The following is a 15,781-nucleotide window of genomic DNA, read 5'->3' on the forward strand; positions in this document are numbered from 1 at the left end:
GGCAATGCAATACAATCTCACCAGGATCGACCCTGATGCTCCTAACGAGCAGTACCCCATCGGCGAACGGGAAACCGTCTCCGATCCGTTAGAGGATCAAGTCCACAAAAACATCTTCATGGGCAAGCTCGAGGACGTACTGAGCGGTGCTGTCAATTGGGGTCGCAAGAACTCCCTTTGGCCGTACAACTTCGGTCTGTCGTGCTGCTACGTGGAAATGACCACCGCCTTCACGGCGCCCCACGATATCGCGCGCTTTGGCGCCGAGGTTATCCGGGCATCGCCGCGTCAGGCGGATTTCATGGTTATCGCCGGTACCTGCTTCATCAAGATGGCGCCCATCATCCAGCGTCTGTATGAGCAAATGCTCGAGCCTAAATGGGTCATTTCCATGGGTTCGTGCGCCAACTCCGGTGGCATGTACGACATCTACTCTGTGGTTCAGGGCGTGGACAAGTTCCTGCCTGTGGATGTTTACGTGCCCGGCTGCCCGCCCCGCCCAGAGGCATTCTTGCAAGGCCTGATGCTGTTGCAGGAATCCATTGGCCAGGAGCGTCGCCCTCTTTCCTGGGTCGTCGGCGACCAAGGCGTTTATCGCGCCGAGATGCCGTCGCAGAAGGAACAGCGCCGCGAACAGCGAATCGCAGTGACCAATCTGCGCAGCCCCGACGAAGTCTGATCCAGTTTTCTTTTACAAAAAGAAGCCTGAGCCTGGATTCATTCTGTACGTTGACCGATAGCGATCGAGACCTATGACTGCAGACACCGCTCTGTACATCCCGCCCTACAAGGCTGACGACCAAGACGTCGTCGTTGAACTACACAACCGTTTTGGCGCAGAGGCCTTCACCGCCCAATCCACCGTCACTGGCATGCCAGTGCTGTGGGTCGCCCGTGCAAAACTGTTCGAGATCCTGACGTTCCTGCGCAACGTGCCCAAGCCGTACTCGATGCTGTACGACCTGCACGGTGTGGACGAGCGCCTGCGTACCAAGCGCCGTGGCTTGCCGGACGCAGATTTCACCGTGTTCTACCACCTGCTGTCGGTAGAGCGTAATAGTGACGTGATGATCAAGGTCGCCTTGTCCGAGGGCGACCTCAGCGTACCGACCATCACCAGCATCTGGCCGAACGCCAACTGGTACGAGCGTGAAGTGTGGGACATGTTCGGGATCGACTTCCCGGGCCACCCGCACCTCTCGCGTATCATGATGCCGCCGACCTGGGAAGGTCACCCGCTGCGCAAGGACTACCCTGCCCGCGCCACTGAATTCGACCCGTACAGCCTGACGCTGGCCAAACAGCAACTGGAAGAAGAAGCCGCGCGCTTCCGTCCGGAAGACTGGGGCATGAAGCGTTCCGGCACCAACGAGGACTACATGTTCCTCAACCTGGGGCCGAACCACCCTTCGGCTCACGGTGCGTTCCGTATCGTGCTGCAGCTGGACGGTGAGGAGATCGTCGACTGCGTCCCGGACATCGGTTACCACCACCGTGGCGCCGAGAAGATGGCCGAACGTCAGTCCTGGCACAGCTTCATTCCGTACACCGACCGTATCGACTACCTAGGCGGGGTGATGAACAACCTGCCGTACGTGCTCTCGGTCGAGAAGCTGGCCGGTATCAAGGTGCCCGAGAAGGTCGACGTCATCCGCATCATGATGGCCGAGTTCTTCCGCATCACCAGCCACCTGCTGTTCCTGGGTACCTACATTCAGGACGTGGGCGCAATGACCCCGGTGTTCTTCACTTTCACCGACCGGCAGAAAGCCTACACGGTGATCGAAGCCATCACCGGTTTCCGCCTGCACCCGGCCTGGTACCGCATCGGTGGGGTTGCACACGACCTGCCGCGCGGCTGGGAAAAACTGGTCAAGGACTTCGTCGAATGGCTGCCAAAGCGCCTGGACGAATACACCAAGGCCGCCCTGCAGAACAGCATCCTCAAGGGTCGTACCATCGGCGTCGCCGCCTACAACACCAAAGAAGCCCTGGAATGGGGCGTCACCGGTGCAGGCCTGCGTTCCACCGGTTGCGACTTCGACCTGCGCAAGGCACGTCCTTACTCCGGTTACGAGAACTTCGAATTCGAAGTGCCGCTGGCCGTCAATGGCGATGCCTATGATCGCTGCATGGTCCGCGTCGAAGAGATGCGCCAGAGCATCAAGATCATCGACCAGTGCATGCGCAACATGCCGGAAGGCCCGTACAAGGCGGATCACCCGCTGACCACGCCGCCGCCCAAAGAGCGCACGCTGCAGCACATCGAAACCTTGATCACGCACTTCCTGCAAGTTTCGTGGGGCCCGGTCATGCCGGCCAACGAATCCTTCCAGATGATCGAAGCGACCAAGGGCATCAACAGTTATTACCTGACGAGCGACGGCGGCACCATGAGCTACCGTACCCGGATTCGCACCCCAAGCTATCCACACCTGCAGCAGATCCCTTCGGTGATCAAAGGCAGCATGGTCGCGGACTTGATCGCGTACCTGGGTAGTATCGACTTCGTTATGGCCGACGTGGACCGCTAAGCATGAACAGCACGCTTATCCAGACAGACCGTTTCGCCTTGAGCGAATCCGAGCGCTCGGCCATCGAGCACGAAATGCATCACTACGAGGACCCGCGCGCGGCGTCCATCGAAGCCCTGAAAATCGTTCAGAAGGAGCGCGGCTGGGTGCCGGACGGCGCCATCTACGCGATCAGCGAAGTCCTGGGCATCCCCGCCAGCGACGTTGAAGGCGTGGCCACGTTCTACAGCCAGATCTTCCGCCAGCCGGTCGGCCGTCACATCATCCGTGTCTGCAACAGCATGGTCTGCTTCATCGCCGGTCACGAAGACATCGTCGGCGAGATTCAGAGCAAGCTCGGCATCGGCCTGGGTCAGACCACTGCCGACGGCCGCTTCACGCTGCTGCCGGCCTGCTGCCTGGGCAACTGCGACAAGGCACCGGCGGTCATGATCGACGACGATACTTTCGGCAATCTGCAGCCTGCTGGCGTTGCCCAGTTGCTGGAGGGTTACGTATGACCATCACATCCTTCGGCCCGGCCAACCTGATCACCCGTACCCCGGAAACCCATCCGCTGACCTGGCGTCTGCGCGATGACGGCGAGCCGGTGTGGTTCGACGAATACGTTGCCAAAGACGGCTATGCCGCTGCCCGCAAGGCCTTCGCCCAGCAATCGCCTGACGAAATCGTGCAGTCGGTCAAGGACTCCGGTCTCAAGGGTCGTGGCGGCGCAGGCTTCCCCACTGGTGTGAAGTGGGGCCTGATGCCCAAAGACGAATCCCTGAACATCCGCTACCTGCTGTGCAACGCGGACGAGATGGAGCCGAATACCTGGAAAGACCGCATGCTGATGGAGCAGCTGCCCCATCTGCTGGTGGAAGGCATGCTGATCAGTGCTCGCGCATTGAAAGCCTACCGCGGCTACATCTTCCTGCGTGGCGAGTACGTCACCGCCGCCAAGCACCTGAACCGCGCCGTGGCCGAAGCCAAGGCCGCAGGCCTGTTGGGCAAGAACATCCTGGGCACCGGTTTCGATTTCGAACTGTTCGTCCACACCGGCGCCGGGCGTTACATCTGCGGTGAAGAAACCGCACTGATCAACTCCCTCGAAGGCCGCCGCGCCAACCCACGCTCCAAGCCGCCCTTCCCTGCCGCCGTTGGCGTGTGGGGCAAGCCGACTTGCGTGAACAACGTCGAAACCCTGTGCAACGTCCCTGCAATCGTCAACAACGGCAACGACTGGTACAAGTCGCTCGCCCGTGAAGGCAGCGAAGACCACGGCACCAAGCTGATGGGCTTCTCCGGCAAGGTGAAGAACCCAGGGCTGTGGGAGCTGCCGTTCGGCCTGCCCGCTCGTGAGTTGTTCGAAGACTACGCTGGCGGGATGCGCGACGGTTACAAGCTCAAGTGCTGGCAGCCAGGCGGCGCCGGCACCGGTTTCCTGTTGCCCGAGCACCTCGACTGCCAGTTCTATGCCGGCGGCGTGGCCAAGGTCGGCACCCGGATGGGTACGGGCCTGGCGATGGCGGTGGACGACAAGGTCAACATGGTGTCGATGATGCGCAACCTGGAAGAGTTCTTCTCCCAGGAATCGTGCGGTTTCTGCACTCCTTGCCGCGATGGCCTGCCATGGAGCGTCAAGATCCTGCGCGCCATCGAGAAAGGCCAGGGCCAACCGGGGGATATCGAGACGCTGCTGGGGTTGGTCAACTTCCTCGGCCCAGGCAAGACCTTCTGCGCTCACGCACCGGGCGCCGTGGAACCTCTGGGCAGCGCGATCAAGTACTTCCGCTCGGAATTCGAGGCAGGCATCGCACCGGCAGCACATGCGACAGCAGGCCTTGTCCCAGGCAAAGCGCCAACGATAGTCGGCGCATAAAAAGACTGACCGGTCGATAAGCCCACAAGGCCTGTCGACCTTTGCCCCGGTTGCGCCTCACTGGCTGTTTGAACCGTGGCAGCACCGAGATTCCATTAGCCACGCCCGCTGACACCGGGCCAACGAAGAACTTTGAACCATGGCTACTATCCACGTAGACGGCAAAGCGCTCGAAGTCGATGGCGCAGACAACCTGTTACAGGCGTGTCTGTCGCTGGGGCTCGACATCCCTTATTTCTGCTGGCATCCAGCACTTGGCAGTGTTGGCGCCTGTCGCCAATGCGCGGTCAAGCAGTACACCGACGAGAACGACACCCGTGGTCGTATCGTCATGTCCTGCATGACTCCGGCCACTGACAACACCTGGATTTCCATCGACGACGACGAGTCCAAGGCGTTCCGCGCCAGCGTCGTCGAATGGCTGATGACCAACCACCCGCACGACTGTCCGGTCTGTGAGGAAGGTGGTCACTGCCATCTGCAGGACATGACCGTGATGACCGGCCACAACGAGCGCCGGTATCGCTTCACCAAACGCACCCACCAGAACCAGGAGCTGGGGCCGTTCATCGCGCACGAGATGAACCGCTGCATCGCCTGCTATCGCTGCGTGCGCTTCTATAAAGACTACGCCGGCGGCACCGACCTGGGCGTATTCGGCGCCCACGACAACGTGTACTTCGGTCGCGTTGAAGACGGTACGCTGGAAAGCGAGTTCTCCGGCAACCTCACCGAGGTCTGCCCGACCGGTGTGTTCACCGACAAGACTCACTCCGAGCGCTACAACCGCAAATGGGACATGCAGTTCTCGCCGAGCATTTGCCACGGCTGCTCCAGCGGCTGCAACATCAGCCCGGGCGAGCGTTATGGCGAAATCCGCCGTATCGAGAACCGCTACAACGGTTCGGTCAACCAGTACTTCCTGTGCGACCGTGGCCGTTTCGGTTATGGCTACGTCAACCGCACCGACCGTCCACGTCAGCCGCTGCTGGCCAACGGCAATGCCAAGCTGAGCCTGGACGCTGCGCTGGATACAGCCGCCGAGATGCTGCGCGGTCGCCACATCGTCGGTATCGGTTCGCCTCGCGCCAGCCTTGAAAGCAACTTCGCCCTGCGCGAACTGGTGGGTGCCGAGCACTTCTACTCGGGTATCGAAGCCGGTGAGCTGGAGCGTCTGCGTCTGATCGCTCAAGTTCTGAAAGACAGCCCGCTGCCAATTCCGACCCTGCGTGAAGTCGAAGAGCACGACGCCGTGTTCATCCTCGGCGAAGACGTGACTCAGACCGCCGCGCGTATGGCCCTGGGCCTGCGTCAGACGGTGAAGAACAAGGCCGAAAACATGGCCGCTGCGATGAAAGTCCAGCCATGGCTCGACGCTGCAGTGAAGAACATCGGTCAGCACGAGATGAACCCGCTGTTCATCGCAAGCCTGGCTGAAACCCGTCTGGACGACATCGCCGAAGAGTGTGTACACGCCGCTCCCGACGATCTGGCGCGCATCGGTTTCGCCGTGGCTCACGCCATCGACCCAAGCGCTCCTGCCGTCACCGGCCTGGACGACGAAGCTCTGGAACTGGCTCAGCGCATCGCCGCTGCTCTGCTGGAAGCCAAGCGTCCGTTGATCGTTTCCGGTGCTTCGCTCGGTTCCAACGCGCTGATCGAAGCCGCTGCAAACATCGCCAAGGCTTTGAAACTGCGCGAGAAGAACGGCTCCCTGAGCCTGATCGTGCCGGAAGCCAACAGCATGGGTGTGACCCTGTTCGGTGGCGAATCGGTAGACGCAGCGCTGCAGGCCGTGATCTCGGGCAAGGCCGACGCTATCGTCGTGCTGGAAAACGATCTGTTCACCCGCGTTGATGCCGCGACTGTCGACGCCGCACTGAAAGCCGCGAAAGTGGTGATCGTTGCCGACCATCAGAAAACCGCGACCACCGACCGTGCCGATCTCGTCCTGCCAGCCGCCAGCTTTGCCGAAGGCGACGGTACCCTGGTCAGCCAGGAAGGCCGCGCACAGCGCTTCTTCCAGGTCTACGATCCGACCTACCTGGACGCCAGCATTCAGATCCACGAAGGCTGGCGCTGGCTGCACGCCCTGCGCGCTACCCTACTGAACAAGCCGGTGGACTGGACCCAACTGGACCACGTCACCGAGGCCTGTGCCGCGAGCAACGCGCAACTGGCTGGCATCGTTGGCGCTGCGCCTTCCGCTGCATTCCGCATCAAAGGCCTGAAGCTGGCTCGCGAACCGCTGCGTTACAGCGGTCGTACCGCCATGCGCGCCAACATCAGCGTCCATGAGCCGCGTACTTCGCAGGACAAGGACACCGCGTTCTCATTCTCGATGGAAGGTTATTCGGGCTCCGCAGAACCTCGCTCGCAAGTGCCATTCGCCTGGTCTCCGGGCTGGAACTCCCCGCAAGCGTGGAACAAGTTCCAGGACGAAGTCGGCGGTCACCTGCGTGCTGGCGACCCGGGTGTACGCCTGATCGAAAGCAGCGGCGACAAACTGAGCTGGTTCGCCAGCGTGCCGCGCGCCTTCTCCCCAGCTCAAGGGACCTGGCAGGTCGTGCCGTTCTACCACCTGTTCGGCAGCGACGAGAACTCGTCCAAAGCCGCGCCGGTTCAGGAACGCATTCCAGCCGCTTACGTCTCGCTGGCCAAGTCCGAAGCGGACCGCTTGGGCGTCAACGACGGTGCCATGCTCAGCCTCAACGTTGCCGGCCAGACCCTGCGTCTGCCACTGCGCATCAACGAGGAACTGGGCGCGGGTCTGGTGGCACTGCCATCGGGTCTGGCCGGCATTCCTCCGGCGTTGGCCGGGAAAACCGTTGACGGTCTGCAGGAGGCAGCACAATGAGCACATGGTTTACCCCTGAAGTGATCGATTCGATCATCGCAGTCGTCAAGGCCATCGTGGTGCTGCTCGCCGTGGTGGTCTGCGGCGCGTTGCTCAGCTTCGTCGAACGTCGTCTGCTGGGCTGGTGGCAGGACCGTTACGGTCCGAACCGCGTCGGTCCGTTCGGTATGTTCCAGATCGCAGCCGACATGCTGAAGATGTTCTTCAAGGAAGACTGGAATCCTCCTTTCGTCGACAAGATGATCTTCACCCTGGCGCCGGTCGTGGCCATGAGCGCATTGCTGATCTCGTTCTCGATCATCCCGGTCACTCAGACCTGGGTCGTCGCGGACCTGAACATCGGCCTGCTGTTCTTCTTCGCCATGGCCGGTCTGTCGGTCTACGCGGTGCTGTTCGCCGGCTGGTCGTCGAACAATAAGTACGCCCTGCTGGGCAGCTTGCGCGCATCGGCCCAGACCGTGTCGTACGAAGTGTTCCTGGGCCTGTCGCTGATGGGCATCGTGGTACAGGCCGGCTCGTTCAACATGGGCGACATCGTTCAATACCAGGCCGACCACCTGTGGTTCATCATTCCGCAGTTCTTCGGTTTCTGTACCTTCTTCATCGCTGGCGTCGCCGTGACTCACCGTCACCCGTTCGACCAGCCGGAAGCGGAACAGGAACTGGCTGACGGTTACCACATTGAATATGCCGGCATGAAGTGGGGCATGTTCTTCGTCGGTGAATACATCGGCATCATCCTGATCTCGGCGCTGTTGGTAACCCTGTTCTTCGGTGGCTGGCACGGTCCGTTCAACATCCTGCCGCAACTGTCGTTCATGTGGTTCGTCCTGAAAACCGCGTTCTTCATCATGCTGTTCATCCTGCTTCGCGCCTCTATCCCGCGTCCGCGTTATGACCAGGTGATGGATTTCAGCTGGAAGTTCTGCCTGCCACTGACCCTGATCAATTTGCTAGTGACCGCTGCGGTCGTCTTGGCGGCTCAGTGAGGATTTGACCCATGTTCAAATATATCGGCGACATCGTTAAGGGTACGGGTACCCAGCTACGCAGCCTGATCATGGTCTTCGGCCATGGCTTCCGTAAGCGCGACACCCTGCAATATCCGGAAGAAGCGGTTTACCTGCCGCCGCGTTATCGCGGCCGTATTGTCCTGACTCGCGACCCCGACGGCGAAGAGCGTTGCGTTGCCTGCAACCTGTGCGCCGTGGCCTGCCCGGTCGGCTGCATTTCGCTGCAGAAGGCCGAGACCGAAGACGGTCGCTGGTACCCGGACTTCTTCCGTATCAACTTCTCGCGTTGCATCTTCTGCGGTCTCTGTGAAGAAGCCTGCCCGACCACCGCGATCCAGCTCACGCCGGATTTCGAAATGGCCGAGTTCAAACGTCAGGATCTGGTGTACGAGAAGGAAGATCTGCTGATCTCCGGTCCCGGCAAGAACCCTGACTACAACTTCTATCGCGTTGCGGGTATGGCGATCGCTGGCAAGCCGAAAGGCTCTGCACAGAACGAAGCCGAGCCAATCAACGTCAAGAGCTTGCTGCCTTAAGGAAGAAAGATGGAATTCGCTTTCTATTTCGCATCCGGCATCGCTGTTGTAGCCACCCTGCGGGTGATTACCAACACGAACCCGGTGCACGCCCTGCTCTACCTGATCATTTCGCTGATCGCCGTGGCCATGACTTTCTTCAGCCTCGGCGCGCCGTTCGCCGGTGCTCTGGAAGTGATCGCCTACGCTGGCGCCATCATGGTGCTGTTCGTGTTCGTGGTGATGATGCTGAACCTGGGCCCGGCCTCGGTTCAGCAGGAACGTGCCTGGCTCAAGCCTGGCATCTGGCTCGGCCCGATCCTGCTGGGCGGCCTGCTGCTGGCTGAACTGCTGTACGTGCTGTTCGCCAACTCCACCGGCGCTGGCATCGGCCACACGACCGTTGACGCCAAGGCCGTGGGCATCAGCCTGTTCGGTCCGTACCTGCTGGTTGTCGAACTCGCCTCGATGCTGCTGCTCGCTGCAGCGGTCGTGGCGTTCCATGTCGGCCGCAACGAGGCGAAGGAGTAACACCATGCATGCACAAATTCCTCTCGAACATGGCCTGGCAGTCGCCGGTGTCCTGTTCTGCCTCGGCCTGGCGGGCCTGTTGGTACGCCGCAACATTCTGTTCGTGTTGATGAGCCTGGAAGTGATGATGAACTCTGCCGCTCTGGCTTTCGTCGTGGCGGGTAGCCGCTGGGCGCAGCCTGACGGCCAGATCATGTTCATCCTGGTGATCAGCCTTGCCGCAGCCGAGGCCAGTATCGGTCTTGCGATCCTGCTGCAACTGTATCGCCGCTTCCACACTCTCGATATCGACGCTGCCAGCGAGATGCGCGGATGAACCTACTCTTTCTGACTTTCGTATTCCCCCTGATCGGTTTCCTGCTGCTGTCGTTTTCACGCGGCAAATGGTCGGAAAACCTGTCGGCCCTGATCGGCGTCGGCTCCATTGGCCTGTCGGCCATCGTTGCCGCCTATGTGATCTTCCAGTTCAACGTCTCGCCGCCAGAAGGCGGGCATCTGACCATGGTGCTGTGGCGCTGGATGTCGGTTGACGGCTTCGACCCGAACTTCGCGCTGTATGTCGATGGCCTGTCCATCACCATGCTGGGCGTGGTAGTCGGCGTGGGCTTCCTGATCCACCTGTTCGCGTCCTGGTACATGCGCGGTGAAGACGGCTACTCGCGCTTCTTCGCCTACACCAACCTGTTCATTGCCAGCATGTTGTTCCTGATCCTGGGCGACAACCTGCTGTTCATCTACTTCGGTTGGGAAGGCGTGGGCCTGTGCTCGTATCTGTTGATCGGTTTCTATTACAGCAACCGCAACAACGGCAACGCTGCACTGAAAGCCTTCATCGTGACCCGCATCGGCGACGTGTTCATGGCCATCGGCCTGTTCATCCTGTTCCAGCAACTGGGCACGCTGAACATTCAGGAATTGCTGGTTCGTGCTCCGCAGCACTTCAAGGTCGGCGATTTCTGGATCGTGCTGGCAACCCTGATGCTGCTGGGCGGCGCTGTCGGTAAATCCGCGCAACTGCCGCTGCAAACCTGGCTGGCGGATGCGATGGCTGGCCCTACCCCGGTTTCTGCTCTGATCCACGCGGCAACCATGGTCACCGCCGGTGTCTACCTGATCGCCCGTACTCACGGCCTGTTCGCCCTGGCGCCGGACATCCTGCACCTGGTCGGCATCGTCGGCGGTGTGACCCTGGTGCTGGCAGGTTTCGCGGCGCTGGTTCAGACCGACATCAAACGTATCCTCGCCTACTCGACCATGAGCCAGATCGGCTACATGTTCCTGGCGCTGGGTGTGGGTGCATGGGAAGGCGCGATCTTCCACCTGATGACCCACGCGTTCTTCAAAGCCCTGTTGTTCCTTGCCTCCGGTGCGGTGATCGTTGCCTGCCACCACGAGCAGAACATCTTCAAGATGGGCGGTCTGTGGAAGAAACTGCCATTGGCCTACACCAGCTTCATCGTCGGCGGCGCGGCCCTGGCGGCACTGCCTCTGGTCACCGCGGGCTTCTACTCCAAGGATGAAATCCTCTGGGAAGCCTTCGCCAGCGGCCATCAGTATCTGCTGTACGCAGGTCTGGTCGGTGCCTTCATGACTTCGCTGTACACCTTCCGCCTGATCTTCATCGCCTTCCACGGCGAAGCGAAGACCGAAGCTCACGCCGGCCACGGGATTTCCCACTGGTTGCCGCTGAGCGTGCTGATCGTGCTGTCGACTTTCATTGGCGCCTGGATTCATCCGCCATTGGCGGGCGTTCTGCCGCAAAGCGCGGGGCATGCCGGTGGCGAAGCCAAGCACAGTCTGGAAATCGCCTCGGGCGCCATCGCCCTGGCCGGTATCCTGCTGGCAGCGCTGTTGTTCCTCGGCAAGCGTCGTCTGGTCACTGCCATTGCCAACAGCGGCCCGGGTCGTTTCCTGTCCGCCTGGTGGTTCGCGGCATGGGGCTTCGACTGGGTTTACGACGTGCTGTTCGTCAAACCTTACCTGGCTATCAGCCGCATTCTGCGTGGCGACCCGCTCGACCACACGATTGGTCTGATCCCGCGTCTGGTCAAAGCCGGCAACGGCTTGATGAGCCGCACCGAAACCGGTCAGCTGCGCTGGTATGCCGCTTCTATCGCCGCAGGTGCCGTACTGGTGCTTGGCGCGATTGTGCTGGTCTGATGAGTCGATCTGACATGAACCTTGCGACTTTGCGAAAGGAATTGAGCCCGTCATGATTCTGCCTTGGCTAATCCTGATCCCCTTTATCGGCGGCCTGCTGTGCTGGCAAGGTGAGCGCTTCGGCCCTACCCTGCCGCGCTGGATTGCGCTGATTACTATGTCCCTGCTGACAGGCCTTGGTCTGTATCTGTGGAGCACCGGTACGTATACCTACGCGCCGGCTCCCGGTGTCGATCCGACCTGGGCTGTCGAATTCAAGGCCCAGTGGATTCAGCGCTTCGGCATCAGCGTGCATCTGGCGCTCGATGGTCTGTCGCTGCTGATGATCCTGCTGACCGGCCTGCTGGGTATCCTCTCGGTACTCTGCTCGTGGAAAGAGATCCAGCGTAACGTTGGCTTCTTCCACCTGAACCTGATGTGGATCCTGGGCGGTGTCGTCGGCGTGTTCCTCGCCATCGACCTGTTCATGTTCTTCTTCTTCTGGGAAATGATGCTGGTGCCGATGTACTTCCTCATCGCGCTCTGGGGTCACAGCTCGGCAGATGGCAAGAAGACCCGTATCTACGCCGCGACCAAGTTCTTCATCTTCACTCAGGCCAGCGGCCTGATCATGCTGGTGGCGATCCTCGGTCTGGTGCTGGTGCACTTCAATCAGACCGGCGTCATCACCTTCAGCTACGCCGACCTGTTGAAGACCAAGCTGTCCCACAGCACCGAGTACATCCTGATGCTGGGCTTCTTCATCGCCTTCGCGGTGAAGCTGCCGATCGTGCCGCTGCACTCCTGGTTGCCTGACGCTCACGCCCAGGCGCCAACCGCAGGTTCCGTGGACCTGGCGGGTATCCTGCTCAAGACCGCTGCTTATGGTCTGCTGCGCTTTGCCCTGCCGCTGTTCCCGAACGCTTCGGCGGAGTTCGCGCCGATTGCGATGATCCTCGGCCTGATCGGTATCTTCTACGGTGCCTTCCTGGCTTTCGCCCAGACCGACATCAAGCGCCTGATCGCGTTCTCCAGCGTCTCGCACATGGGCTTCGTGCTGATCGGTATCTACTCCGGCAGCCAACAGGCTCTGCAAGGCGTTGTGGTTCAGATGCTGGCTCACGGTCTGTCCGCTGCTGCGCTGTTTATTCTCAGCGGTCAGCTGTACGAGCGCCTGCACACCCGTGACATGCGTGAGATGGGCGGCCTGTGGAACAAGATCGCTTACCTGCCGGCCATCAGCCTGTTCTTCGCAGCCGCTTCGCTGGGCCTGCCAGGCACCGGCAACTTCGTCGGCGAGTTCCTGATTCTGATCGGCAGCTTCGTCAGCGCACCATGGATCACCGCCATCGCCACTTCCGGCCTGGTGTTCGGTTCCGTGTACTCGCTGATCATGATTCACCGCGCCTACTTCGGCCCTGCAAAGACCGAAGAGATTCTCAAAGGCATGGATGGACGGGAATTGATCATGGTGCTGGGCCTGGCCGTGTTGCTGGTCCTGCTGGGTATCTACCCGCAGCCGGTGCTGGACACTTCCTCGGCGACCATGCATGGCGTGCAGCAATGGCTCGGCACCGCCTTCACTCAACTCGCTTCGGCCCGGTAAGAGCGCTATGGACCTGACGATTCAACACTTTATTGCGCTGGCGCCGCTGCTGATCACCAGTATCACCATCGTGGTGGTGATGCTGGGCATCGCATGGCGTCGCAATCACTCGCAATCGTTCCTGCTGACCGTGGCGGGACTCAACCTGGCTCTGCTGTCGATCTACCCGGCCCTCAAGGTCGCGCCGCTGGTGGTCACGCCCCTTCTGCAGATCGACACTTTCGCCCTTCTGTACATCGGCATCATCCTGGTCTCGACTCTGGCGTGCGTCACCCTGGCCCATGCCTATCTGGGTGAAGGCAAGGCTGGCTATCCAGGTAACCGCGAAGAGCTTTACCTGCTGATCCTGCTCTCCGCTGCCGGTGGCATGGTGCTGGTCGCCGCGCAACATCTGGCGAGCCTGTTCATCGGTCTGGAGCTGCTGTCGGTGCCGGTCTACGGTCTGGTGGCCTACGCTTTCTTCAACAAGCGTTCGCTGGAAGGCGGCATCAAGTACATGGTGCTGTCGGCAGCGGGTTCTGCGTTCCTGCTGTTCGGTATGGCCCTGCTGTACGCCGAGTCCGGCAGCCTGGGCTTCGGCGAAATCGGCAAGGCCATCGCGGCCACCGGCCTGCCAAGCCCGATCGCAAGCCTGGGCCTTGGCATGATGCTGGTCGGTCTGGGCTTCAAGCTGTCGCTGGTTCCGTTTCACCTCTGGACCCCGGACGTGTACGAAGGCGCCCCTGCCCCGGTAGCCGCGTTCCTGGCGACTGCAAGTAAGGTCGCGGTGTTCGGTGTGCTGGTTCGTCTGTTCCAGATCTCCCCGGCTGCCACCAGCGGCGTGCTGAGCGACGTGATGTCGGTCATCGCCGTGGCGTCGATCCTGATCGGTAACCTGCTGGCCCTGACTCAGAACAACCTCAAGCGTCTGCTGGGTTACTCGTCCATCGCGCACTTCGGTTACATCATGATCGCGATGGTTGCCAGCAAAGGCATGGCGGTCGAGGCGATCAACGTTTACCTGGTGACGTACGTCCTGACCAGCCTCGGTGCGTTCGGCGTGATCACGCTGATGTCGTCGCCTTACAGCGGTCGCGACGCCGATGCGATGTTCGAATACCGTGGTCTGTTCTGGCGCCGTCCGTACCTGACCGCCGTACTGACGGTGATGATGCTGTCGCTGGCCGGTATTCCGCTCACCACCGGCTTCATCGGCAAGTTCTACATCATCGCTACTGGCGTCGAGGCTCACTTGTGGTGGCTGACCGGTTCGCTGGTGGTGGGTAGTGCGATTGGTGTGTTCTATTACCTGCGGGTGATGGTCACGCTGTATCTGCAGGACTCGAAGATCCAGCGTCACGATGCGCCGTTCAACTGGGCGCAGCGTGCGGGTGGTGTAATGCTGTTGGGCATCACGCTGCTGGCGTTCTTCCTGGGTGTTTATCCACAGCCGTTGCTGACTCTGGTGCAACACGCCGGGTTGTGATGGTCGGGTGAGATGTGAAAAACCCTGCTCTTTAGCAGGGTTTTTTATTGTCTGGTGCCGCTGATGGGTTCTGGCTAACGCCAGACCTGTTTCGCCTTCGGCGGGTTACTTGAAAATCGGAATGCCGCACCACCCCCAAGTAACCAAGTGTCCTGCGCTCCCTGTCCGGCCCGACTTCGTCGGGTTCCCTCGACTCCGGCATTGCTCCGGGGGCACGCCGCCGACCGGCCATCCATGGCCGAACGGCGGCTAGCACGACATCCATGTCGCGCTGCCCCCTACGCAATGCCTACGCTCGGCCTGCCAAAGTCGCAATTGGTGTCGATCTCACTATCTCGGCACGATCGTTCCCACGCTCCGCGTGGTAACGCAGCGCATGACGCTGCGCGTCATTTGGACGCAGAGCGTCCGGGACGGCATTCCACGCGGAGCGTGGGAACGATCAATGATGATGCCGTTGATCCTGATCCTGATCCTGATCTTCGTACGCGATAGTTCAGACGACACAAATCGCGACTTGGGTGCAGGCCGAACGCAGGTGACGTGGAGTGGGCCGAGCGGCATGGATGCCGCGAGAGCCGCCCCCCGCCATGGATGGCGGATGGCGGCGGGCCCACGGAGCGGCGCCGGAGTGAGGGAGCCCGAGGAACGAGGGCCCAACCAGGAGCCGGGACACTTGGTTACTTGGTGTCCTTTCAAGTAACTCGCCGAAGGCGAAACAGGTCTGGCGTTAGCCAGAGCCGTATTTGCCGCGCCGCTATCAGGTGGCGTATCCAGATTTCCAGCTGCACACGAAACCCTGTGTGAGACGCTGGAGCTTTGACAGCCCGGGCCGCGGTTGGACGATAGGGGTAGGTCAGTAGACAACTTCATCACTGACCCACCGCTTCGCTGCCGTCGTGGCCTCCGGCGTCTCCCACAGGGTTCGCGCGGAACCCCAGAGCTGCGTTCGCTTTTGATTTTGCTTCTAAGTGCGCGATATCCCAGACGACACAGATCGCGACTTGGGTGCAGGCTGAACGCAGGCGTCGTGGAGTGGGCCGAGCGGCATGGATGCCGCGAGAGCCGCCCCACGCCATGGATGGCGGATGGCGGCGGGCCCACGGAGCGTCGCCGGAGTGAGGGTATTCCGACGAAGGAGGAACCCAACCAGGAGCAAGCACCCTTGGTTACTTGGGGTGCTTTCAAGTAACTCGCCGAAGGCGAAACAGGTCTGGCGTTAGCCAGAGCCCTATCAGCCGCGCCGCTATTACGTGGCGT

Annotated in this window: 12 protein-coding genes; all 12 read left to right on the forward strand. The window is 60.9% G+C overall.

Annotated elements, in window-relative coordinates; genetic code table 11:
* Positions 1 to 4: 4 nt before the first annotated feature.
* The 12 genes from BWR59_RS20070 (at position 5) to nuoN (ending at position 14,521) form a co-directional block, all read left to right on the forward strand.
* Positions 5 to 679: an NADH-quinone oxidoreductase subunit B gene (locus BWR59_RS20070; RefSeq protein ID WP_074755324.1), complete on the forward strand. Its 675-nt coding sequence runs from the start codon at positions 5 to 7 to the stop codon at positions 677 to 679.
* A 73-nt stretch (positions 680 to 752) separates the two neighbouring features.
* Complete coding sequence (nuoC, locus tag BWR59_RS20075) at positions 753 to 2,534, forward strand: NADH-quinone oxidoreductase subunit C/D (protein WP_081567389.1); 1,782 nt, start codon at positions 753 to 755, stop codon at positions 2,532 to 2,534.
* A 2-nt stretch (positions 2,535 to 2,536) separates the two neighbouring features.
* Positions 2,537 to 3,034 carry an NADH-quinone oxidoreductase subunit NuoE gene (nuoE, locus tag BWR59_RS20080; RefSeq protein WP_081567390.1) on the forward strand — a complete coding sequence of 166 codons (498 nt, stop codon included), beginning with the start codon at positions 2,537 to 2,539 and terminating at the stop codon, positions 3,032 to 3,034.
* Positions 3,031 to 4,395 carry an NADH-quinone oxidoreductase subunit NuoF gene (nuoF, locus tag BWR59_RS20085; protein ID WP_081567391.1) on the forward strand — a complete coding sequence of 455 codons (1,365 nt, stop codon included), beginning with the start codon at positions 3,031 to 3,033 and terminating at the stop codon, positions 4,393 to 4,395. Before nuoE ends, nuoF begins: the two co-directional genes overlap by 4 nt.
* A 139-nt stretch (positions 4,396 to 4,534) precedes the next feature.
* Positions 4,535 to 7,252, forward strand: a complete 2,718-nt coding sequence (gene nuoG / locus BWR59_RS20090) for an NADH-quinone oxidoreductase subunit NuoG (RefSeq protein ID WP_081567392.1) — start codon at positions 4,535 to 4,537, stop codon at positions 7,250 to 7,252.
* Positions 7,249 to 8,241 carry an NADH-quinone oxidoreductase subunit NuoH gene (gene nuoH / locus BWR59_RS20095; RefSeq protein WP_081567393.1) on the forward strand — a complete coding sequence of 331 codons (993 nt, stop codon included), beginning with the start codon at positions 7,249 to 7,251 and terminating at the stop codon, positions 8,239 to 8,241. The genes nuoG and nuoH overlap by 4 nt, the downstream gene beginning before the upstream one ends.
* 11 nt (positions 8,242 to 8,252) lie before the next feature.
* Positions 8,253 to 8,801 (forward strand): NADH-quinone oxidoreductase subunit NuoI, encoded by a 549-nt coding sequence (gene nuoI, locus BWR59_RS20100; RefSeq protein WP_042559871.1) that lies wholly within the window; start codon positions 8,253 to 8,255, stop codon positions 8,799 to 8,801.
* A 9-nt stretch (positions 8,802 to 8,810) separates the two neighbouring features.
* Complete coding sequence (nuoJ, locus tag BWR59_RS20105; RefSeq protein WP_081567394.1) at positions 8,811 to 9,311, forward strand: NADH-quinone oxidoreductase subunit J; 501 nt, start codon at positions 8,811 to 8,813, stop codon at positions 9,309 to 9,311.
* Positions 9,312 to 9,315: 4 nt separating this feature from the next.
* Positions 9,316 to 9,627 carry an NADH-quinone oxidoreductase subunit NuoK gene (nuoK, locus tag BWR59_RS20110; RefSeq protein ID WP_081567395.1) on the forward strand — a complete coding sequence of 104 codons (312 nt, stop codon included), beginning with the start codon at positions 9,316 to 9,318 and terminating at the stop codon, positions 9,625 to 9,627.
* Positions 9,624 to 11,471, forward strand: coding sequence for an NADH-quinone oxidoreductase subunit L (nuoL, locus tag BWR59_RS20115; RefSeq protein ID WP_081567396.1), 1,848 nt, complete (start codon positions 9,624 to 9,626; stop codon positions 11,469 to 11,471). The genes nuoK and nuoL overlap by 4 nt, the downstream gene beginning before the upstream one ends.
* A gap of 52 nt (positions 11,472 to 11,523) precedes the next feature.
* Complete coding sequence (nuoM, locus tag BWR59_RS20120) at positions 11,524 to 13,056, forward strand: NADH-quinone oxidoreductase subunit M (protein ID WP_081567397.1); 1,533 nt, start codon at positions 11,524 to 11,526, stop codon at positions 13,054 to 13,056.
* Positions 13,057 to 13,063: 7 nt separating this feature from the next.
* Complete coding sequence (gene nuoN, locus BWR59_RS20125) at positions 13,064 to 14,521, forward strand: NADH-quinone oxidoreductase subunit NuoN (RefSeq protein ID WP_081567398.1); 1,458 nt, start codon at positions 13,064 to 13,066, stop codon at positions 14,519 to 14,521.
* Positions 14,522 to 15,781: the final 1,260 nt, after the last annotated feature.

The sequence above is a fragment of the Pseudomonas sp. Bc-h genome, assembly GCF_002080045.1.
Taxonomy (GTDB): Bacteria; Pseudomonadota; Gammaproteobacteria; order Pseudomonadales; family Pseudomonadaceae; genus Aquipseudomonas.

Excerpts from the sequence above, each read along its gene's own strand:
- nuoM (WP_081567397.1), top strand. The coding sequence starts at position 11,524 with ATGATTCTGCCTTGGCTAATCCTGATCCCCTTTATCGGCGGCCTGCTG.
- nuoF (WP_081567391.1), top strand. The coding sequence starts at position 3,031 with ATGACCATCACATCCTTCGGCCCGGCCAACCTGATCACCCGTACCCCG.
- nuoG (WP_081567392.1), top strand. The coding sequence starts at position 4,535 with ATGGCTACTATCCACGTAGACGGCAAAGCGCTCGAAGTCGATGGCGCA.
- nuoE (WP_081567390.1), top strand. The coding sequence starts at position 2,537 with ATGAACAGCACGCTTATCCAGACAGACCGTTTCGCCTTGAGCGAATCC.
- nuoK (WP_081567395.1), top strand. The coding sequence starts at position 9,316 with ATGCATGCACAAATTCCTCTCGAACATGGCCTGGCAGTCGCCGGTGTC.
- nuoH (WP_081567393.1), top strand. The coding sequence starts at position 7,249 with ATGAGCACATGGTTTACCCCTGAAGTGATCGATTCGATCATCGCAGTC.
- nuoN (WP_081567398.1), top strand. The coding sequence starts at position 13,064 with ATGGACCTGACGATTCAACACTTTATTGCGCTGGCGCCGCTGCTGATC.
- nuoC (WP_081567389.1), top strand. The coding sequence starts at position 753 with ATGACTGCAGACACCGCTCTGTACATCCCGCCCTACAAGGCTGACGAC.
- BWR59_RS20070 (WP_074755324.1), top strand. The coding sequence starts at position 5 with ATGCAATACAATCTCACCAGGATCGACCCTGATGCTCCTAACGAGCAG.
- nuoL (WP_081567396.1), top strand. The coding sequence starts at position 9,624 with ATGAACCTACTCTTTCTGACTTTCGTATTCCCCCTGATCGGTTTCCTG.
- nuoJ (WP_081567394.1), top strand. The coding sequence starts at position 8,811 with ATGGAATTCGCTTTCTATTTCGCATCCGGCATCGCTGTTGTAGCCACC.
- nuoI (WP_042559871.1), top strand. The coding sequence starts at position 8,253 with ATGTTCAAATATATCGGCGACATCGTTAAGGGTACGGGTACCCAGCTA.